Origin of the sequence: Pseudomonas sp. 13B_3.2_Bac1 (genome assembly GCF_025466205.1) — a bacterium.
Lineage (GTDB): Bacteria > Pseudomonadota > Gammaproteobacteria > Pseudomonadales > Pseudomonadaceae > Aquipseudomonas > Aquipseudomonas fluorescens_H.
In genome coordinates, this window is the sequence record NZ_JANLOG010000084.1 from 1 (window position 1) to 18,678 (window position 18,678).

General features: G+C 61.1%; 18 protein-coding genes. 6 read left to right on the forward strand and 12 right to left on the reverse strand.

Going from position 1 to position 18,678, the window contains the following annotated elements:
* Positions 1–10: 10 nt before the first annotated feature.
* The 7 genes from folK to dksA form a co-directional block, all read right to left on the reverse strand.
* Positions 11–496, reverse strand: coding sequence for a 2-amino-4-hydroxy-6-hydroxymethyldihydropteridine diphosphokinase (gene folK / locus NTD85_RS14055; RefSeq protein WP_262142444.1), 486 nt, complete (start codon positions 494–496; stop codon positions 11–13).
* A 3-nt stretch (positions 497–499) separates the two neighbouring features.
* On the reverse strand, positions 500–1,900 hold the full coding sequence (locus NTD85_RS14060) for a polynucleotide adenylyltransferase PcnB (RefSeq protein WP_047600294.1): 1,401 nt from the start codon (positions 1,898–1,900) through the stop codon (positions 500–502).
* Positions 1,901–2,634: 734 nt separating this feature from the next.
* Positions 2,635–4,071, reverse strand: coding sequence for a sigma-54-dependent transcriptional regulator (locus tag NTD85_RS14065; protein WP_003228256.1), 1,437 nt, complete (start codon positions 4,069–4,071; stop codon positions 2,635–2,637).
* A 22-nt stretch (positions 4,072–4,093) separates the two neighbouring features.
* A complete protein-coding gene (locus NTD85_RS14070; protein ID WP_003228254.1) occupies positions 4,094–7,048 on the reverse strand; it encodes a sensor histidine kinase in 2,955 nt (984 codons plus the stop codon).
* Positions 7,032–7,208: a hypothetical protein gene (locus tag NTD85_RS14075; RefSeq protein ID WP_003176118.1), complete on the reverse strand. Its 177-nt coding sequence runs from the start codon at positions 7,206–7,208 to the stop codon at positions 7,032–7,034. The genes NTD85_RS14070 and NTD85_RS14075 overlap by 17 nt, the downstream gene beginning before the upstream one ends.
* A 77-nt stretch (positions 7,209–7,285) precedes the next feature.
* Positions 7,286–8,182, reverse strand: coding sequence for a tRNA glutamyl-Q(34) synthetase GluQRS (gene gluQRS / locus NTD85_RS14080; RefSeq protein ID WP_262142445.1), 897 nt, complete (start codon positions 8,180–8,182; stop codon positions 7,286–7,288).
* Between the two features lie 212 nt (positions 8,183–8,394).
* Complete coding sequence (dksA, locus tag NTD85_RS14085) at positions 8,395–8,838, reverse strand: RNA polymerase-binding protein DksA (RefSeq protein ID WP_003228250.1); 444 nt, start codon at positions 8,836–8,838, stop codon at positions 8,395–8,397.
* A 334-nt stretch (positions 8,839–9,172) separates the two neighbouring features.
* Between dksA and NTD85_RS14090 the strand changes: the two genes are divergently transcribed.
* The gene (locus tag NTD85_RS14090) at positions 9,173–10,345 is read left to right on the forward strand and encodes a pyridoxal phosphate-dependent aminotransferase (RefSeq protein WP_003228248.1); all 1,173 of its coding nucleotides are present in this window, start codon (positions 9,173–9,175) and stop codon (positions 10,343–10,345) included.
* Positions 10,345–11,058, forward strand: coding sequence for a DNA/RNA nuclease SfsA (sfsA, locus tag NTD85_RS14095; protein ID WP_003228246.1), 714 nt, complete (start codon positions 10,345–10,347; stop codon positions 11,056–11,058). The genes NTD85_RS14090 and sfsA overlap by 1 nt, the downstream gene beginning before the upstream one ends.
* Here sfsA and NTD85_RS14100 read toward each other — a convergent pair.
* Positions 11,055–11,372, reverse strand: a complete 318-nt coding sequence (locus NTD85_RS14100) for a Rieske (2Fe-2S) protein (RefSeq protein WP_103484957.1) — start codon at positions 11,370–11,372, stop codon at positions 11,055–11,057. The two genes, sfsA and NTD85_RS14100, sit on opposite strands and share 4 nt — an antisense overlap.
* A 162-nt stretch (positions 11,373–11,534) precedes the next feature.
* On the opposite strand from NTD85_RS14100, the gene NTD85_RS14105 reads away from it, so the two are divergent.
* Genes NTD85_RS14105 through NTD85_RS14120 form a run of 4 tightly spaced genes read left to right on the forward strand, consistent with a single transcriptional unit; the run spans position 11,535 to position 15,080 of the window.
* A complete protein-coding gene (locus NTD85_RS14105) occupies positions 11,535–12,407 on the forward strand; it encodes a hemin ABC transporter substrate-binding protein (RefSeq protein ID WP_262142446.1) in 873 nt (290 codons plus the stop codon).
* A gap of 50 nt (positions 12,408–12,457) precedes the next feature.
* A complete protein-coding gene (locus NTD85_RS14110; protein ID WP_177325717.1) occupies positions 12,458–13,441 on the forward strand; it encodes a FecCD family ABC transporter permease in 984 nt (327 codons plus the stop codon).
* Positions 13,441–14,208: a heme ABC transporter ATP-binding protein gene (locus tag NTD85_RS14115; RefSeq protein WP_262142447.1), complete on the forward strand. Its 768-nt coding sequence runs from the start codon at positions 13,441–13,443 to the stop codon at positions 14,206–14,208. Before NTD85_RS14110 ends, NTD85_RS14115 begins: the two co-directional genes overlap by 1 nt.
* Before the next feature lie 20 nt (positions 14,209–14,228).
* Positions 14,229–15,080 carry a ChaN family lipoprotein gene (locus tag NTD85_RS14120; protein ID WP_262142448.1) on the forward strand — a complete coding sequence of 284 codons (852 nt, stop codon included), beginning with the start codon at positions 14,229–14,231 and terminating at the stop codon, positions 15,078–15,080.
* Between the two features lie 226 nt (positions 15,081–15,306).
* Here the strand turns inward: NTD85_RS14120 and NTD85_RS14125 are convergent, their stop codons facing one another.
* From NTD85_RS14125 to NTD85_RS14140, 4 genes are all read right to left on the reverse strand, one after another.
* Complete coding sequence (locus tag NTD85_RS14125) at positions 15,307–16,107, reverse strand: Crp/Fnr family transcriptional regulator (protein WP_103484953.1); 801 nt, start codon at positions 16,105–16,107, stop codon at positions 15,307–15,309.
* Positions 16,108–16,123: 16 nt separating this feature from the next.
* Positions 16,124–16,396 carry a TfoX/Sxy family protein gene (locus NTD85_RS14130; protein WP_262142449.1) on the reverse strand — a complete coding sequence of 91 codons (273 nt, stop codon included), beginning with the start codon at positions 16,394–16,396 and terminating at the stop codon, positions 16,124–16,126.
* Positions 16,397–16,676: 280 nt separating this feature from the next.
* On the reverse strand, positions 16,677–17,021 hold the full coding sequence (locus NTD85_RS14135; protein ID WP_003228227.1) for a pentapeptide repeat-containing protein: 345 nt from the start codon (positions 17,019–17,021) through the stop codon (positions 16,677–16,679).
* 91 nt (positions 17,022–17,112) lie between these two features.
* Positions 17,113–18,669, reverse strand: coding sequence for an AAA family ATPase (locus NTD85_RS14140; protein ID WP_262142450.1), 1,557 nt, complete (start codon positions 18,667–18,669; stop codon positions 17,113–17,115).
* Positions 18,670–18,678: the final 9 nt, after the last annotated feature.

Sequence of the window (18,678 nt, forward strand, 5' to 3'; positions counted from 1 at the left end):
GGGGCTATTTTCAGGCGCGGGAGAGGCGTTCGAGGCCGACGAACGGGCAGGCGGCGAGCAGATCGGCGAGGGTGCGCCCATCGGCCAGGCGCAGATCTGCGGGGGCCAGTTCGGCCAGGGGATACAGAACGAACGCACGTTCCTGAATCTGATAGTGCGGGACTTTCAGCCGTGGCTCGTCGATCAGGCGATCGCCGAACAACAGGATATCCAGATCCAGCGTGCGCGGCCCCCAGCGTTCCAGTCGCTTGCGGCCCTGATCATTCTCGATGGCTTGCAGCGCATCAAGCAGGTCCAGCGGCGCGAGGTCACTGTCGAGGGCGGCGACCGCGTTGGTGTAACGCGGTTGCCCCGGCAGCAGTGAATCGCTCTGATAGAACGCCGAAACACCGGCGAGGGCGGTCTGCGGCAATTGGCCCAGCGCGTTGAGCGCGCTGCGCAATTGTTCGGCCGGGTCAGCGAGGTTGCTGCCCAGGCCGATATAGATGCGTTCCATGCCTTATTCGCCCGATGCGCTCGGGGCCCCGGCGCGCTTGCGCTTGGAACCGCTGCTGCGACGACGTTTGCGCGGCGCGCCGCTGGCGTCATCACCCTTGCCGCTGAGGTCGCGGATCATGTCGCGACGTTCGCTGTCGTTGGCGTCCTGATAATCCGTCCACCATTCGCCGAGACCGTCAGTCTGCTCGCCAGCGCTTTCACGCAGCAGCAGGAAGTCGTAACCGGCGCGGAAGCGTGGATTGTCCAGCAGCAGGTCGGCGCGTTTGCCGCTGCGCCGTGGCAGGCGTTCCTGCATGTCCCAGATCTCGCGGATCGGCATGGTGAAGCGCTTCGGAATGGCGATGCGCTGGCACTGTTCGGCGATCAGCTCGTGCGCACCTTCCTGCATCGCTGGAATCGGTGGCATGCCACGTTCCTGCAGACGCAACACGCGGGCCGGCAGGGCAGGCCACAGCAGGGCGGCAAACAGGAACGCCGGGGTTACCGGTTTGTTCTGCTTGATGCGCAGGTCGGTGTTGGTCAGCGCTTCGCTGATCAGCGTGTGGGTGTATTCCGGGTTGTGCTCGAGTGCGTCGGCACTGGCCGGGAACAGCGGGGCGAACAGTTGCAGATCGACCAGCATCTCGAAAGTGATCGCGCCATGGCCGGAGAGGAACAGCTTGAGCACTTCCTCGAACAGACGGGCCGACGGGATCTCGCGCAGCATCGGCGCCAGTTCGCGGATCGGCTGCACGGTGTGCTTCTCGATGCCGAAATTCAGCTTGGCGGCGAAACGTACGGCTCGCAGCATGCGCACCGGGTCTTCCTGATAACGCTGCTTCGGATCGCCGATCAGTCGGATCAGGTGATTGCGGATGTCGTGTACGCCGTTGGCGTAATCGAGAATGCGCTCGCTGACCGGATCGTAATACAGGGCGTTGATGGTGAAGTCGCGGCGTTGCGCGTCTTCTTCCAGGGTGCCGTAGACGTTGTCGCGCAGAATCCGCCCGCTCTCGTTGCGCGAAGACTGGTTGCTGTCTTCGTCATCTTCATTGACCGGGTGATTGGCGCGGAAGGTCGCGACTTCGATGATTTCGCGACCGAAATGGATATGCACCAGTTTGAAGCGGCGACCGATGATCCGCGCATTGCGGAATTCGGCACGGACTTGCTCGGGGGTGGCGCTGGTGGCGACGTCGAAGTCCTTGGGCGTGATGCCCAACAGCATGTCACGCACGCAACCACCGACCAGATAGGCCTGGTAGCCGGCGCCCTGCAAGCGTTCGACGATATTGACCGCATAGCGGCTGAATTGCCCTTTTTGCAGCGAGTGTTGGCCGCTATTGAGCACTTCAGGGGTGCTGCGGATGTGTTGCGTACGACGCACGGGTGTTCGGAATGACTGGAACAACTTCTTCAGCATGGGATGCACTGTTTGAAGGAATGTTCGGCCATACCAAAGAATGACCGCATGATGGGCGCAGATTCTAGCATTTAGTCGGGGGATGGTGTAGGACGCAGAAGATTTGCGCTGCAAGCCGCAGGCTACAGGCATCGAGCAGGCTAGAAACGGGGGGATTTGCCGGAAGACAGAAACTACAAGGGGAGCCGAAGCTCCCCCAGAAGTAGTTGCGTGCTCTTTTTATTATTGATTCGGGCTTCTTGTTTTTGTTGAGTGCCCTCGCCATGAAGCTGTTCCTTCATGACCCTCCCAATCGGGAGCCAAGAGCAAACGGATTGCTTTGGTCGCTGTGTTGCAGTGATCTTGCGATCCAACCAGTACAGGCTCTGTCTTAGGACAGTTTTTGTTGTTCTCGGCCTGGTCGTGGGGCTAGCCCCAAATACAACGCCTCTCCAAAAGAATCAGTTAGCTGCGCCTCTCGCCGTCTTGTTTTTATTGTGCGTGAGTCGATTCGTCTTATTTTTATTGTCTTGTGCATTGCTTGTTATTGTTCTTGTACCAAACATATAGCAGGTGCCGTGCCAACTTTTGCGAAGCCCAATAAAACAAGGGGTTAGGTCGATATAACGGTTTTCTCGGGGCGAAAAAAAACCGGGGTTTCGTTACCGATAACCCCGGCTTCTGTTACGTGAAAGGACTGAGGTAACAGTTTTTTCACATCCTCAAGCGTTACCCGCACACTCGACAGGTAACGTTCAGCTCTCGCTGGTGACCCCGGTCTTGCGCCGTGGAATACCCAGGCGCTGGCGGCGTTCCCACAGGCACTTGCGGCTGACGCCCAGTTTGCGCGCCAGTTCGGTCTCGGTCATATGATCCTGATGCTCGAGAACGAAGTGCTGGAAGTAGTCTTCCAGTGACAGGTCTTCCGTCGGCTCATGGCTGCTGTTGCTGGTGTTACCCGCGGTTTGCGCGGGCAAGCCGATGAATTCGTCGTCTTCCAGGTCGCTCAGCTCGATGTCGATGCCCAGCAGGTCGGCAGAGATTTCCGGGCTTTCGCTCAGGATCACCGCGCGCTCGACCGCGTTTTCCAGCTCGCGCACGTTACCTGGCCAGGAATAATGCCGGATGGCCTGTTCGGCATCGGCGGCAAATTTCAGGTCGGTACGGTTGATGCGCGCACTCTGGCGAGCGAGGAACGCGGTGGCGATTTCGTTGACGTCGGCGCCACGTTCACGCAGAGCCGGCAATTTCAGAGCGATCACGTGCAGGCGGTAATACAGGTCTTCACGGAACTGGCCGATTTTCGCCAGGCTCTTGAGGTCGCGGTGGGTCGCGGCGATCAAGCGCACATCGACTTTTTGCGACTGCACCGAACCCACACGGCGAATCTCGCCTTCCTGCAGCACGCGCAGCAGGCGGGCCTGGGCTTCCAGCGGCAGTTCGCCGATCTCGTCGAGGAACAGCGTGCCGCCGTCCGCCGCTTCCACCAGACCGGCGCGACCGGCGCTGGCGCCAGTGAACGCGCCTTTTTCGTGGCCGAACAGTTCGGACTCGATCAGGCTTTCCGGGATGGCTGCGCAGTTCACCGAAATCATCGGTGCCTTGGCGCGCTTGGACAGATTGTGCAGGGCACGGGCCACCAGTTCCTTACCGGTACCGGACTCGCCCTGAATCAATACATTGGAATCAGTTGGCGCAACCTTGCGGATCTTGCTGTACAGATCCTGCATCGGTGGGCACGAACCGATGATGCCGATTTCACCGTTGCTGTTATCGACGGCGGACTTGCCGCTGCCATTGGCCGGTTTGCCGACAACGGCTTCGCCAGCGGCAGGCGCCGACTGGTGATCACGCAGGATCCGCGCGACGGCCTGGAGCATTTCATCGTGATCGAAAGGCTTGGCGATGTAGTCCACCGCGCCCATCTTCATCGAGTCGACCGCCGAGCGCAGGCTGGCGTAACTGGTCATGATCAGCACCGGTTTGCCTTGGCCAAGCTTGATCAGCTCGGTACCGGGGGCGCCAGGCAGGCGCAGGTCGCTGACGATCAGATCGAATGTGGGAATACTGAAGCGTTCTTGTGCTTCCTGCACAGAACCGGCTTCGCTGACCTGATACTGGTTACGTTCCAGCAGGCGGCGCAAGGCGGAGCGGATAATGGTTTCGTCTTCGACGATCAAAATGTGCGGCATTGATTCGATACTCTCGACGGTCTCAGTTCACAGCGGACGTCGCTTCGACATGACGCGGTAAGGTCACCCGGATACGGGTGCCGCGCTGGCTTTGTACATCAGCCGGGCTGTCGATGGTGATTTGTCCATAATGCTCTTCAACGATGGAATAGACCAGTGCAAGGCCCAGACCGGTGCCTTCGCCAGGATCCTTGGTGGTGAAGAAAGGTTCGAACAATCGGTCCATGATGTTCTGCGGAATACCACTGCCTTCGTCCTCGACGATCAGATCGACCGTGTGTTCGCCGGCTTCACTCTTGACCCGCACCGCGCTGCCTGCAGGCGAAGCGTCACGGGCGTTGGAGAGCAGATTGATCAGTACCTGGGCGAGCCGCTGCGGATCGCCTTCGACCCAGTGATCGGGGTCGCACAGGTTGTAGAACTGCACTTCGAAGTTGCGCCGGTTCAGCGCCAGCAGGCCGATTGCGTCCTGCGCGACTTCGGCTAGACACACCGGTTCGTCGCTGTGCTGGTGGCTGCCGGCGTGGGCGAAGCTCATCAGCGACTGCACGATGCGCGACACACGCTTGGTCTGTTCGAGGATCTGCCCGCTGATTTCCGTCAGCTCGCCGTCTTCTTCACGCTCTTCGCGCAGGTTCTGCGCCAGACAGGCGATGCCGGTGATCGGGTTGCCGATTTCATGGGCCACACCTGCCGCCAGTCGACCGATGCTCGCCAGACGTTCGGAGTGCACCAGTTTGTCTTCGAGCATCTGCGTTTCGGTCAGGTCTTCCACCAACAGCACCAGGCCGCTGTTGCCCGGGGCCAACGGTTCATCGATCGCGGCTTTGTGCAGATTGAGCCAGCGGGTCTGGCCGTCGAGGGCCAGGTGCTGTTTGTGCAAGTGTTCGTCGGGCAGGTTGATGAAGCCTTGCAGCAATTGCTTCCATGGATCGGCGATGGTGCTCAGGCGCGAGCCGACCACCCGTTGCGCGGCGATGCCGGTGAGTTCTTCCATGGCCTTGTTCCACATCAGGATCTCTTGATCCTTCGCCAGCGAGCAGACGCCCATCGGCAGCTCCTGCAGGGTCTGGCGATGGTAGCGGCGCAGGGCGTCGAGTTCGGCGGCCAGCCCGGTGAGGCGCGAGTGGTAGTCCTCGAGGCGGCTTTCGATGAAGTGGATGTCTTCGGTTACATAGTTCTCGCCGCCAGCCTTGTACGGCAGGAAGGTTTCGACCATGTCCTGCGCCACGCTCGGCCCCATCAGGCCGGAGAGGTTGGCTTCGATACGGTCGCGCAAGCGGCGCAAGGCATAAGGACGGCGTTCGTCGAACGGCAGATAGAGGTCGCGCAGGGCTTGCTCGACTTCTTTCTGCGCCGCCTTGGCGCCCAGCGGTTTCGCCAGTTGCGTGGCGAACTCCTGGGGCGAGGCGGCGTGCAGTTCGCGACGTTGCGGACGACGCACGTTATCCACCGCGCAGGCTTCGGCGGCGCTGGCTTCTTCCGGGCTGGCGTTGGTGAACAGCGAGATCAGGGTGAACATCAGCACGTTGGCCGCCAGCGAGGCGATGGCCGCCATGTGCCAACTGGTGTCGTCCAGCACGTAGATCATGTTCAGCAGGGGAATGTAAAAACCCTGCAGATTGCCGACCAGCGGCAACAGCATGGTCACCACCCACACCAGAATCCCCGCCATCAGACCGGCGATAAAGCCGCGCCGGTTGGCGGTCGGCCAGTACAGCACCGAGAGCACGCCGGGCAGGAATTGCAGGGTCGCGACGAAGGCGACGATGCCAAGGTTGGCCAGATCCTGCCCGGCGCCGAGCATCAGATAAAAGCAGAAACCGGCCATGATGATCGCCACGATCAGCGCCCGGCGGGTCCACTTCAGCCAGCGGTAGATATTGCCTTCGGCCGGCGGCTGGTACAGCGGCAGCACCAGGTGGTTCAGCGCCATGCCCGACAGCGCCAGCGTGGTGACGATGATCAGGCCACTGGCGGCCGACAATCCGCCGACGTACGCCAGCAGGGCCAGTGGTTTGCTGTTGGCGGCAATGCCGATGCCGAGGGTGAAATATTCCGGATCGGTGGTGGCGCCGAGCTTCAGGCCGGCCCAGAGAATCAACGGCACCGCCAGGCTCATCAGCAACAGGAACAGCGGCAGGCCCCAGCTGGCACTGACCAGCGAACGCGGATTGAGGTTTTCGGTGAAGGTCATGTGATACATGTGCGGCATCACGATCGCCGAGGCGAAGAACACCAGCAACAGCGTGCGCCACGGTCCTTCCTGCAGCGGCGTGTGCAACGCGGCGAGGGCGGTCTGGTTTTGCAGCAGCCACAGCTCAAGCTGTTGCGGGCCGTCGAACACGCCGTACAACGCATACAGGCCGACGCCGCCGAGGGCGATCAGTTTGATCACCGATTCGAAGGCAATCGCGAACACCAGCCCTTCGTGTTTCTCGCGGGTGGCGATATGCCGGGAGCCGAAGAAAATCGTGAACAGAATGATCAGCGCACAGAACGCCAGCGCGACGCGGCTCTGGATCGGCTCGCCGGTGAGGATGCCGATGGAGTCGGCCACCGCCTGAATCTGCAACGCCAGCAACGGCAGTACGCCGATCAGCATGAAGATCGTGGTCAGCGCGCCGGCCCAGGTGCTGCGAAAGCGGAAAGCGAACAGGTCCGCCAGCGACGACAGTTGATAGGTGCGGGTGATTTTCAGGATCGGATACAGCAGCACCGGTGCCAGCAGAAACGCGCCGGACACCCCGAGATAACTGGAGAGAAAGCCGTAGCCGTACTGATAGGCCAGCCCCACCGTGCCATAAAACGCCCAGGCACTGGCATAGACCCCCAGCGACAGGGTGTAGGTCAACGGGTGGCGAATGATCGCTCGCGGGATCATGCCCCGTTCACTGATCCAGGCAACGCCGAACAGCACCGCCAGGTACGCGGCACTGATCAGGATCATCTGGGTCAGGCTAAAGCTCATCGGCATCTTTTTGGCTCTGCAGGATGAAGGTCACGACAATCAGGATCAACCAGAGCAGATACGGCCGATACCAGGCGCCCGTGGCGTCGATCCACCAATCCATGATGGCTGGCGAAAACAGATAGATTCCCACGACCAGAAGCAGGACCAAGCGATAGATGTACATCCCGGCCTCTCTTTTTTATGCGCGTGCCCGAAAACGTGCGGCGATGGTAACGGATGGCGGCGCGACTGCAAGTGTCGTCATTGCAGTTGCGCTTCGGGCAGGGTCAGTGTGCGCGGGATCTTCGATGCATCCCAGTGGGCTGCTCCCCAGTTGAGCAATTCCTGCGGTGAGGCGTATTCAAGCTCGGCACCAGGGTTTTGCCCCAGCGCACGCAGGGCCCGCAGCAACAGCGGGGTGGCTTGATCGGCCTCAAGCGGCGGCGAACGGTAGGATTTGCCGAGCTTGTTGCCGTCCGGCTGCGTGATCAATGGCAGGTGCAGATAGCGCGGCTGGCGCAGGCCCAGCAGTTCTTGCAGGTAGAGCTGGCGCGGCGTGGAGTCGAGCAGGTCGGCGCCACGCACGATGTCGGTGATGCCTTGCCAGGCGTCATCCAGCACCACGGCCAGTTGATAGGCGTAGAGGCCATCGCGGCGGCGAATCACGAAATCGCCGACTTCGCGCCCCAGATGCTGGCGAAACTCGCCCTGCACGCGGTCGATGAAGTGGTATTCCAGCTCCGGCACGCGCAGGCGGATCGCCGCGTCTTGCTGCTCATGGCCGGCATTGCGGCACAAGCCCGGGTAAATGCCGTGGTACGGCTCCAGCTGTTTGCGCGAACAGGTGCAGGCGTAGGCCAGACCGTGGTTGAACAGACTGTTGAGAACTTCGGCGTAGGCGTCGTGCCGATCACTCTGGCGCACCATCTCGCCGTCCCATTCGAAACCGTAGCTTTCCAGCGCCTTGAGAATCGCCGCCTGCGCGCCGGGTTCCTCCCGGGGCGGATCGAGATCCTCCATGCGCACCAGCCAGCGCCCGCCGACCGCGCGCGCGTCGAGATAAGAAGCGAGGGCAGCGACCAGCGAGCCGAAGTGCAGGTGGCCACTGGGGGTCGGGGCGAAGCGGCCGATGTAGGCGGGGGCGGTTTTGGCAGTCATGTGGACAATATAACTTTTCAGGATTCGCGCAGATTACCCCTGTGGGAGCGGGCTTGCTCGCGAAAGCGTCAGTTCAGACAACCTGGATGTTGAATGGCCGGCCGCATTCGGGAGCAAAGCCCCCTCCCACAAAAGCAAGGCAAAAGGGCAAAGGCAAAAGGCAGAAACAAAAACGGAGCGTTCGCACGCTCCGTTTTTCGTTCAGGTCGAGATTACTTGCCGACCTGCTTTTCCTTGATTTCCGCCAGGGTCTTGCAGTCGATGCACAGATCGGCGGTAGGACGGGCTTCAAGGCGCTTGACGCCGATCTCGATGCCGCAGGATTCACACCAGCCGTACTCTTCGTCCTGGATCAGTTCGAGGGTCTTGTCGATCTTCTTGATCAACTTGCGCTCGCGGTCGCGGGCGCGCAGCTCAAGGGCGAATTCTTCTTCCTGGCTGGCACGGTCGGCCGGGTCAGGGAAGTTGGCCGCTTCGTCTTTCATGTGATCAACAGTACGGTCGACTTCCTGCATCAAGTCCTGTTTCCACTTGTTCAGGATCTTGGTGAAGTGCGCGCGCATGGGGGCGCCCATGTACTCTTCGCCGGCCTTCGGAACGTAAGGTTCGAAGCCGCTGATCGTCGCTTGCTGCTGTTGCTTTGCTTGGGTGGGCATGAAATGGACCGCCTCTACTCTTGTAATCCATTGCGCAGGATTGCTCCATCACCGACACCTGCCGGCCCTGCGGCTGCAAGCGGGCGAACTTACCAGATCAATTCGGCCCGCGCTACTCCCGGATGTCGAGGCCCCGGCGGGTGGCGCTTGCAGATGTTTGGCAAGCCGTGTCTGGCGCTGTTGAAAGCCTGTTCAATCACTGATTTTAGTCAATCCTGGAGCGTACGCTCATATCGTTACAGTCCAGCGTTCTTGAGGCTGTGACCGCGATGGGTTCTCGCTCGTTCCGGCAGATGGTTAGAATCGTTTCTTTTTCCCCGTCGAAGGAAGGCCAATGGCTCAGCCCTACAGTGCGCGCAGTCGTGCGATCGAACCGTTCCATGTGATGGCGCTGCTGGCGCGGGCCAACGAACTGCAGGCCGAAGGTCACGACGTGATCCACCTGGAAATCGGCGAGCCGGACTTCACCACGGCCGAGCCGATCATCCGTGCCGGGCAAGCGGCGCTGACGGCGGGCAAGACGCGCTACACCGCCGCGCGCGGCATTCCCGAGCTGCGCGAGGCGATTTCCGGGTTCTATCAATCGCGTTACGGCCTGAACATCGATCCGCGGCGGATCCTGATCACCCCGGGTGGCTCCGGTGCGCTATTGCTGGCCAGTGCCTTGCTGGTCGATCCGGGCAAACACTGGCTGCTGGCGGATCCGGGCTACCCGTGCAACCGGCACTTCCTGCGTCTGGTCGAAGGCGCGGCGCAACTGGTTCCGGTCGGACCGGAGGTGCGTTACCAACTGACCCCGGATCTGGTGGCGCGGCATTGGGATCACGACAGCGTCGGTGCGTTGGTGGCGTCGCCGGCCAACCCGACCGGTACCATTCTGACCCGTGATGAACTGGCCGGGTTATCCACAGCGATCAAGGCGCGCCACGGGCATCTGGTGGTGGACGAGATCTACCACGGCCTGACTTACGGCACCGATGCCGCCAGCGTGCTGGAAGTCGATGACAGCGCCTTTGTCCTCAACAGTTTTTCCAAGTATTTCGGCATGACCGGCTGGCGTCTCGGCTGGCTGGTGGCGCCGGACGCGGCGGTCAGTGAGCTGGAAAAGCTCGCACAGAACCTCTACATCAGCGCCCCGAGCATGGCGCAGTACGCCGCACTGGCCTGTTTCGAGCCGGACACTATCGCCATCCTCGAAGAGCGCCGCGCCGAATTTGGCCGCCGCCGCGACTTCCTGCTGCCGGCGTTGCGCGAGTTGGGTTTCAACATCGCCGTCGAGCCTGAAGGTGCGTTCTATTTGTACGCCGATATCAGCCAGTTCGGCGGTGATGCCTTCGCGTTCTGCCGACATTTCCTCGAAACCGAGCACGTTGCCTTCACCCCGGGGCTGGATTTCGGCCGTTATCAGGCCAGCCACCATGTGCGTTTTGCTTACACGCAAAACCTCCCTCGCTTACAGGAAGCGGTGGAGCGCATCGCTCGCGGCCTGAAGAGCTGGCAAGGCTGATGCGCTTTTATCCGGCTCTGGAAGAGGCGCGGTTGATTCGCCGCTACAAACGTTTTCTGGCGGATGTTGAAACGGTCAATGGCGAGTTGTTGACCCTGCACTGCCCGAACACCGGTTCGATGCTTAATTGTCAGGTCGAGGGCGGGCAGGTGTGGTTCAGTCGCTCAAACGATCCGAAACGCAAGCTGCCCGGCACTTGGGAAATCGGCGAAACCCCGCAGGGGCGGCTGTTCTGCGTGAACACCGGGCGCGCCAATGCGCTGGTCGAAGAGGCGCTGCAAGCCGGAGTCATCAGCGAGTTGAACGGCTTTACGGCGCTTAAACGCGAAGTGCCGTACGGCCAGGAAAAGAGCCGCATCGACTTTCGCCTCGAATACCCGAGCGGTCCGGCCTACGTGGAAGTAAAAAGCGTCACGTTAGGCTTCGATGGAACCAACGTGGCGGCGTTTCCCGACGCGGTCACCCAGCGCGGCGCCAAGCATCTGCGTGAACTTGCGCATCTGGCTCGTGACGGTATTCGTGCGGTGCAGTTGTACTGCGTCAATCTCAGCGGGATTGAAGCGGTGCGGCCGGCCGAGGAAATCGATTCGGCCTACGCCGATGCCCTGCGTGAAGCGGTGGCGTGCGGGGTCGAGGTGCTGGCCTACGGCGTGCGTTTGAACCACGAAGAGATGGTGATCGACCGGCGGCTGGACGTTTTGCTCAACGGTTAAACATCTATCCACAACCCTTGGGCATCTTCGCGGCAGGGGATGGCGGTCAGGGATTGCCCGGCGCAAGGCCCGGCGACGCATTCGCCGTCCTCGATCAGAAACAGTGCGCCGTGGGTGGCGCACTGGATCAGGCTGTTGCTCGGGTCGAGAAACTGGTCGGGATGCCATTCCAGGCCCACACCACGATGCGGGCAACGGTTGAGATAAACATAGGCCTGACCATTGCGGCGCACGGCAAACAGTTTGTTGCCGTCGATGTCGAAACCGCGGCTGCCGGCCTCAGCGAGATCGGTGCCGGCGCACAAGAACTTCATGGCTATCCTCAAGTGTCGGCTCGTTTCAGGAAATGTCCGAGCTTGACGTTTAAATGCAAACAATTATCAAATGGCCGCCTTCGCCCACTGTGCGCAGCCGCCGCCAAGGATACTTGGCCTGCCGGTTCGCTGCCCGGGAAAACTGTTCAAGGAAAGCTGCGTATGCGCCTGATTACCCGCGTTGCTGTGCTGTGTGTCGGACTGCTCGCCAGCCTTCAGGCGACAGCTGCCGATTTGCCACAGCGTTGGGTCAGCGCCGGTGGGGCGCTTTCGGAGTGGGTGAGTGCATTGGGTGGCGAATCCAGACTGGTCGGGGTCGACACCACCAGCCAGCATCCGCAGTCGCTGAAGCAGCTGCCAAGCATCGGTTATCAACGCAGCCTCTCGGCTGAAGACATTCTCAGCCTGCGCCCGGACATTCTCATCGGTACCGAAGAAATGGGCCCGCCGCCGGTTATTGCTCAGGTGAAGAGCGCCAAGGTACAGGTTGAACTGTTCTCGGCGCAGCCGGATCTGCCGACCCTGGAAAAAAACGTTACGCATCTCGGACAGTTGCTGGGCGCGCAAGCGCAGGCGGCGCAGTTGCTGGAAAGTTATCAACAGCAGCTCACCGCGCAGAAAGCCCGAATCGTCGAGTTGCAGGCCAGGCATAAGGCGCCCGGTGTGCTGGTATTGATCGGGCATGCCGGCGGTAAACCGTTGATTGCCGGCAAGGACACTGCCGCCGACTGGCTGCTGCAACGGGCCGGCGGACATAACCTGGCGACGCATACCGGTTACAAGCCGTTCTCCGTGGAGTCGCTGGCCGGGCTCGATCCTGAGGTGCTGGTGTTTGCTGATCGCGCGTTGAGCGGCGAGGCGGCAAAAGCGGCGTTGTTCAAGGAAAACCCCATTCTCAATTCAAGCCGTGCGGCCAAGGCCGGACGGGTGCTGGAGCTGGATCCGACGCTGCTGGTCGGCGGGCTTGGGCCACGTTTGCCGGCGGCACTGAAGAATTTGTCTGACGGTTTCTACCCGATCGCGAGCGGCCAATGACCACGCTGGTCAAACCACGAAGCCTGTTTATCGGCCTGACGCTCCTGTGTTTGCTGGCCATCTGGCTGTCATTGGCGCTGGGGCCGGTGAGCCTGCCGCTGTTCGATACGTTGCGCGCGGCCTTGCGCATGCTCGGCGTGCCGCTGGCGCCGGACGGTCTGGAGCAGGCTGAGCTGATTCTCGGGCAGATCCGTCTGCCGCGTACCTTGCTCGGCCTGGCCGTCGGCGGCGTGCTTGCGCTGTCGGGCGTGGCGATGCAGGGCTTGTTTCGCAATCCGTTGGCCGATCCCGGGCTGGTCGGGGTGTCCAGCGGTGCGGCACTCGGCGCAGCGATTGCGATTGTCGGCGGTTCGTTTTTTGGCGGTTTACCAGAGTGGTTCGGGCCGTATCTGTTGTCGGCGTGCGCGTTTCTCGGTGGCCTGGGCGTGACGGCGCTGGTCTATCGGCTCGGACGGCGCAACGGCCAGACCAACGTCGCGACCATGCTGCTGGCCGGGATCGCCCTGACGGCATTGGCAAGCTCGGCGGTGGGGCTGTTCACCTATCTGGCGGATGATGCGACCTTGCGCACGCTGACTTTCTGGAATCTGGGCAGCCTCAATGGCGCCAGTTATGCGCGGCTGTGGCCATTGCTGATCATCAGCACCGGCGTTGCGTTGTGGCTGCCGCGTCGTGCCAAAGCGCTGAATGCGCTGTTGCTCGGGGAGTCCGAAGCCGGGCATCTGGGGATTGATGTCGAACGGCTCAAGCGTGAACTGGTGTTCTGCACGGCGTTGGGTGTTGGCGCGGCGGTGGCAGCAGCGGGGATGATTGGCTTCGTCGGGCTGGTAGTGCCGCATCTGGTGCGTTTATTGGCCGGGCCCGATCACCGGGTGTTGCTGCCAGCATCAGTGTTGGCGGGGGCGAGCCTGTTGTTGCTGGCGGATCTGGTGGCGCGGCTGGCGCTGGCGCCGGCGGAGTTGCCGATCGGTATTGTCACCGCGTTTATCGGTGCGCCGTTCTTCCTCTATTTGCTGCTGCGAGGACGTGCCTGATGCTGCGTGCGCACAATCTGCATATCCGTCGCGGGCGCAAGACAGTCCTCAGCGACGTCACCCTGCAACTTGAACCCGGTGAGGTGCTGGGTGTGCTCGGGCCGAACGGTGCCGGCAAAAGTACCTTGCTCGCTGCGTTGTGCGGTGAACTGGCTGCGGGTGAGGGCGAGGTGTTGCTCGATGACAAGGCGCTGAGTCACTGGACAGGTACGCAGCGCGCCCAGCGTCTGGCGGTGTTGCCGCAGGTTTCGACGCTGGATTTTGCCTTCCGCGTGGAAGAAGTGGTCGGTATGGGCCGCTTGCCTTATCAAAGCGGTCGGGCGCGCGACGACGAGATCGTTGCGGCAGCGCTGGCCGCTGCGGATGCCGGGCATCTGAGCGGGCGCAGTTATCTGGCGCTGTCGGGCGGCGAGCGCCAGCGTGTACATCTGGCGCGGGTGCTGGCGCAGCTATGGCCTGGGCAGGCCGGGCAAACCCTGTTGCTGGATGAGCCGACCTCAATGCTCGATCCCTTGCATCAACACACCACGTTGCAGGCGGTGCGCGAGTTTGCCGATCGTGGCGCGGCGGTGCTGGTCATCCTGCATGATCTGAATCTGGCGGCGCGCTATTGTGATCGGGTGTTGCTGCTCGAAGGCGGGCGCCCGGTGGCGCTGGATACGCCGCAGCAAGTCTTGCGACCGGACTCGCTCAAGGCTGTGTTCGGTCTCGAAGTATTGGTGCAGCCGCACCCGGAGCGTGGGCATCCGCTGATCATCGCCCGCTGATTTCTCATCGAGGTGATGGTATGCGCGGGATGTGGTTGTTAGCGGTGTTGCTGCTTGCAGGGTGTCAGCATGTTGCCCCGCCCCCGCCAATCAGTGGCGAATTTCGTGATCTGCACAGCGGCCAGATACTGACGGCACAGGAACTGCTGACGCGTCTGTCAGGGCCGCAATTGCTCATCATCGGCGAGCAGCATGACAACGCCGATCACCACGCCGCGCAGTTGTGGCTGTTGCAGGCGCTTGGGGAGCAGCGTCCTCAGGGCAGTCTGCTGCTGGAAATGCTCACGCCGAAGCAACAGCCGAACGTTGACCAGGTTCGCCATGCAGCAGCGCTCCCTACTGATCTTCCCACCGCGTTGGCCTGGCAGGATGGCTGGGACTGGAATCTCTATGGACCGATCATTCGGTTTGCCCTCACGCAACCCTATCCGCTGTTGGCGGCCAATCTGGATGACGGCGAAATCCGCGCTGTCTACCGCCAGTCGCCAGCCCTGAGCGGTGTTCGCAGCAATGCGGCATTGGTGAAAGCCACGCTGCTCGAACAGATCAGCGACTCACATTGCGGCTTGCTGCCCAAATCACAGATGCCGGCGATGCTTGCTGTTCAACAACAGCGGGATCGGCGTATGGCCGAACGCTTGATGGCGGCACCGACGCCGGCGTTACTGTTGGCGGGGGGCTGGCATGCGCGCAAGGATGTTGGCGTGCCGCTGCATGTGCTGGATCTGGGCGCGGCCCGGGCACCAACGGTGCTGATGCTGGCCGAGCAGGGCGCTGAAGTGACTGCGGCGATGGCTGATTTCGTCTGGTACACCCCGGCCACGCCCGCGCAGGATTACTGCGCGCAGATGCGCAAACAATTTGGCCAATGACTTTTCCACAGGCAAAAAAAGACCCGGTAAAAACCGGGTCAAATAACCGTGATTAGCCTGATGAGGAGATAATCTGAGAGTCCGAACCAAGGGCTTTTCAGAATATCGACTGATCTCGCGACCAGTTGTGATAATCATAGCGATTCTCATTACCGAGTCAACCACTGTTTTTCCGTTTGCTTGATTTAGTCGTGCAAATGGCTGGAATGCCCCGGAAACAAGGGACTCAACGTGGAGCTTTGATCGCACTCAGTTGCGTGATCTGCTGATTAAGCTGGCCGATGCGCCTGGCCATGCTCTCAATCAGGCTGTGCGCGATCTTCGGATTGGTGCGGGTCATGCTCAGAAACTGCTCGCCGGGAATCAGCATCACCGTGCTCGGCTCGCGAGCGATGACCGTCGCATTGCGTGGCTCACCGGTGAACACCGCCATGGCGCCGAAAATCTCGTCCTTGGGCACTTCGCCAACCTTGTGTCCATCCACGAACGCTTCGGCATGCCCATCGATGATCACGAAAACGTGATCGGCGGCATCGCCCTGCTGGATCAGCACCTCACCGCTCTCGACCCGTTTAAAACCATTGGTGCTGCGGAACTCCCGCGGTTTCAGTTCGGCCACCGCGTGAGCCAGCAGCGCCATCTGCCCCAGCAGATACTCAAGCCACTGTTCGGCCCGGCCCGGCTCGGCATATAAATGCTGGAACAGTTCGGTTCGCCGATAGGGCAGCAAGCGCAATGGCCCGTCGCTGCGCAGACGGCAATCGGCCCAGGCGTCACCTTGCTGCAGACCGATCAGATCGCCTTCCTGCCAGTAAAACAGCGCACGGCCGCCGATGTAGCCGTTGATGACGCCTTCTGTCAGTAGAAACAGCTGATCATGTGGGAGCTGTGCCATCAGGTCGTCAGAGATTTCTGGCTCAAAGGCTGGCCCGCACGGCGAAAGCCCCTCGAGCCAGCTTGCAGGCAAACTCTGCAAACGATTGATCAGTGCATCGACAGGTGCTGATTGTTCCCCGAGCAGATACATGGCCGTCAGCGCCTGTTCAGTTCTTGTGACGCGAGGAGATGGCTTCGAGCTGCTTGTTCAAGGCGTCTTTGCGTTCGGCCGGGATGTCGTTCCAGTGCATATCCATCAGCGCCCCTTCGATCGCGTACAACAACACCTTTGATGCGCGAAACCCGCGGGTACGCACGGCCCGATAGGCGTCCACCGCCCCCAGGCGACGCAAGTCCGAGGCGCTGTGGATACCCACGGCATGCAGCCATTGCGCCGACGTCTTGCCAAGATTCTTCAGGTGTTGCAGTTCATCATTCATCAAGCCTCCTTGCGACGGCCGAATGGTGCGTGGGCGATCTTCTCAGGAGTGTAGCCATCAGTAGGAAAAGCGTGGTTGTTTGGTCGGATTCGACGCAAACGCTTCTAAGAAAGGGGCTGCGAACGCAGAAAGGAGGGAAGAAACGCGGAAACATGTAGGAGCGGGGCTTGCTCGCGAAGGCGTCCTGTCAGCCACCAGATGTATCGACTGACACTACGCCTTCGCGAGCAAGCCCGCTCCCACACGGGAAAGGCGTCGGGTCAGAGAAAGATAAAAATTATCAGCGAGTGCGATAGCGCAGGCGGGTGCCGAAATTCATCGACATCAGTATCTCGTCGGCACTCAGTTCCGGCGGGAAGTACGCTCCGGAAATCTGCGCATGGGCCAGGCTCGCGCCTTCGAGTGATGCATTACGGAAGTCGATGCCACGCAAATCGGCAGAGCGGAAGTAGGCGTCCCGGAAATCCACGCCATCGGCGTTCAGTTCACGCAAGTCGAGACCACGGAAGTCGCCACCAACCATGTCGATCGGGCCGTCGTTCGGGCGTTCCTTGTTGAAGCCTGCGATGTCGTCTTTGTGCAGCAGGGCATAAAGCGGGGTGTCGAGAAGTTTCGGCTGGCTCATGTCACATCACCTGTTGGTTTTATGACGCCAGTATAGTGCCACTATTTGACGGCCGTGAAGCAAGCGAGGGCTTCACGGCCGAAATAGTTTCTTACAGGCCTGGCAGGCGCTGGCGGATCTGCGCCACTACGGTGTCGAGGGTCCCGCTTTCATTGGTCTGTACGCGTTTGCTGCGCAGAATTTCTTCTGGCGTCAGCGCTTCGCGGCTGGCCTGCTGGGCCTCGATTACCGCCAGCGTGGCGTCGGAAGGATCTTTCTTGTCAGCCTGACGAATCGCCAGCCAGCTCTCGATCACGGCTTGCGGTGCGTTGCAGTCGAGAATCAGGAACGGCGTGCCGGTGGCTTCGGCGACTTGAGCGGCGTTGTCGCGTTGCTCGCGCTTGAGGTAGGTCGCATCGATCACTACCGGGAAACCGGCGTGCAGAATCACTCCGGCAATCTCATGCAGACGGGCATAAGTGGCGGCGCTGGCGTCGGCGCTGTAAATCCCGGCCTGCACGTCGTTGACTACGGTCTGCTCGCCGAACAGGCGCTTGCGCTCGACGTCGGAACGCAGGCGAATCGCGCCCAGCGCTTCGACCAGACGCATCGCCACGTGGCTCTTGCCGACAGCCGATACGCCGTGGGTGATGGCCATGAAGCGCGAAGGAATGGTGCTGTAGCTTTCCGCCAGGTTGGCGTAGTTGCGGTACTGGCGCAGGGTGGTTGCGCGCTGCACCGGGGTGGCATCCGCCGGCATGCTGAACAGCGCGACTTTGGCACGAACCAGTGCGCGGTAGGCTTTATAGAAGTTCAGCACTTCCAGGCCTTGATAGTCGCCGGTCAGCTCCAGGTACTGGCTGATGAAGCGGCGGGCCAGAGATTTCAGGCCACGGTCTTCCAGGTCCATCGCCAGGAAACCGGTGTCGGCCCAGACGTCGGTGAAGCGGAACGGTTCGTTGAACTCGATGCAGTCGAAGATCACCACTTTGCCATTGATGACAGTGGCGTTACCCAAGTGGATGTCGCCGTGGCATTCGCGAGTGAAACCCTCGGCCTTGCGCTGGCTGAACAGTGCCTTGAGACGATCGAAGCTGCTTTCGGCCCAGGCTTTCAGTGCCTCGAGTTGCAACAGATCATTTTTGTCGCTGAGGAACGGCAGGATCTGTTCGAAGTTCTGGCGCACCGGGGCCATCACGCTGTCCGGCGTGCCGGCGTCGTGTTCGGCCGGGACTTTTGGCGCGCTGAGGTGGAATTTGGCGATCTGCTCGGCCATTTCGTCGATGTGCTGAGTGGTCAGCTCGCCGTTGGCTTGCAAGGTGCTGAGCAGGCCGGTCTGTGGGAATTGACGCATTTTCAGCACATATTCGATCACCGGGCCGTCGCCGCCCAGTTGTGGCGCTTCGACACTGCCGGTCACCGGCAACACGTCCAGATATAAATCTTCGGTCAGGCGCTGGTTCAGACGCAGCTCTTCAGCGCAGAAGTGCGCACGCGATTCAAGGCTGGTGAAGTCGAGGAAGCCGAAATTCACCGGCTTCTTCACTTTATAAGCGAACGGGCCGGTGAGGATCACCCACGAGATATGGGTTTCGATGACCTGGAACCCTTCGACGGGGTGCGGGTAGAGGGCCGGGTTTTGCAGGGCAGCGATCAGTGACTGGCTCACGGGCGATCC

Excerpts from the sequence above, each read along its gene's own strand:
- NTD85_RS14075 (WP_003176118.1), bottom strand. The coding sequence starts at position 7,208 with ATGTACATCTATCGCTTGGTCCTGCTTCTGGTCGTGGGAATCTATCTG.
- sfsA (WP_003228246.1), top strand. The coding sequence starts at position 10,345 with ATGCGCTTTTATCCGGCTCTGGAAGAGGCGCGGTTGATTCGCCGCTAC.
- NTD85_RS14125 (WP_103484953.1), bottom strand. The coding sequence starts at position 16,107 with ATGTATCTGCTCGGGGAACAATCAGCACCTGTCGATGCACTGATCAAT.
- NTD85_RS14135 (WP_003228227.1), bottom strand. The coding sequence starts at position 17,021 with ATGAGCCAGCCGAAACTTCTCGACACCCCGCTTTATGCCCTGCTGCAC.
- NTD85_RS14120 (WP_262142448.1), top strand. The coding sequence starts at position 14,229 with ATGCGCGGGATGTGGTTGTTAGCGGTGTTGCTGCTTGCAGGGTGTCAG.
- NTD85_RS14105 (WP_262142446.1), top strand. The coding sequence starts at position 11,535 with ATGCGCCTGATTACCCGCGTTGCTGTGCTGTGTGTCGGACTGCTCGCC.
- NTD85_RS14100 (WP_103484957.1), bottom strand. The coding sequence starts at position 11,372 with ATGAAGTTCTTGTGCGCCGGCACCGATCTCGCTGAGGCCGGCAGCCGC.
- NTD85_RS14070 (WP_003228254.1), bottom strand. The coding sequence starts at position 7,048 with ATGCCGATGAGCTTTAGCCTGACCCAGATGATCCTGATCAGTGCCGCG.
- NTD85_RS14065 (WP_003228256.1), bottom strand. The coding sequence starts at position 4,071 with ATGCCGCACATTTTGATCGTCGAAGACGAAACCATTATCCGCTCCGCC.
- dksA (WP_003228250.1), bottom strand. The coding sequence starts at position 8,838 with ATGCCCACCCAAGCAAAGCAACAGCAGCAAGCGACGATCAGCGGCTTC.
- folK (WP_262142444.1), bottom strand. The coding sequence starts at position 496 with ATGGAACGCATCTATATCGGCCTGGGCAGCAACCTCGCTGACCCGGCC.
- gluQRS (WP_262142445.1), bottom strand. The coding sequence starts at position 8,182 with ATGACTGCCAAAACCGCCCCCGCCTACATCGGCCGCTTCGCCCCGACC.
- NTD85_RS14090 (WP_003228248.1), top strand. The coding sequence starts at position 9,173 with ATGGCTCAGCCCTACAGTGCGCGCAGTCGTGCGATCGAACCGTTCCAT.
- NTD85_RS14130 (WP_262142449.1), bottom strand. The coding sequence starts at position 16,396 with ATGAATGATGAACTGCAACACCTGAAGAATCTTGGCAAGACGTCGGCG.
- NTD85_RS14060 (WP_047600294.1), bottom strand. The coding sequence starts at position 1,900 with ATGCTGAAGAAGTTGTTCCAGTCATTCCGAACACCCGTGCGTCGTACG.
- NTD85_RS14115 (WP_262142447.1), top strand. The coding sequence starts at position 13,441 with ATGCTGCGTGCGCACAATCTGCATATCCGTCGCGGGCGCAAGACAGTC.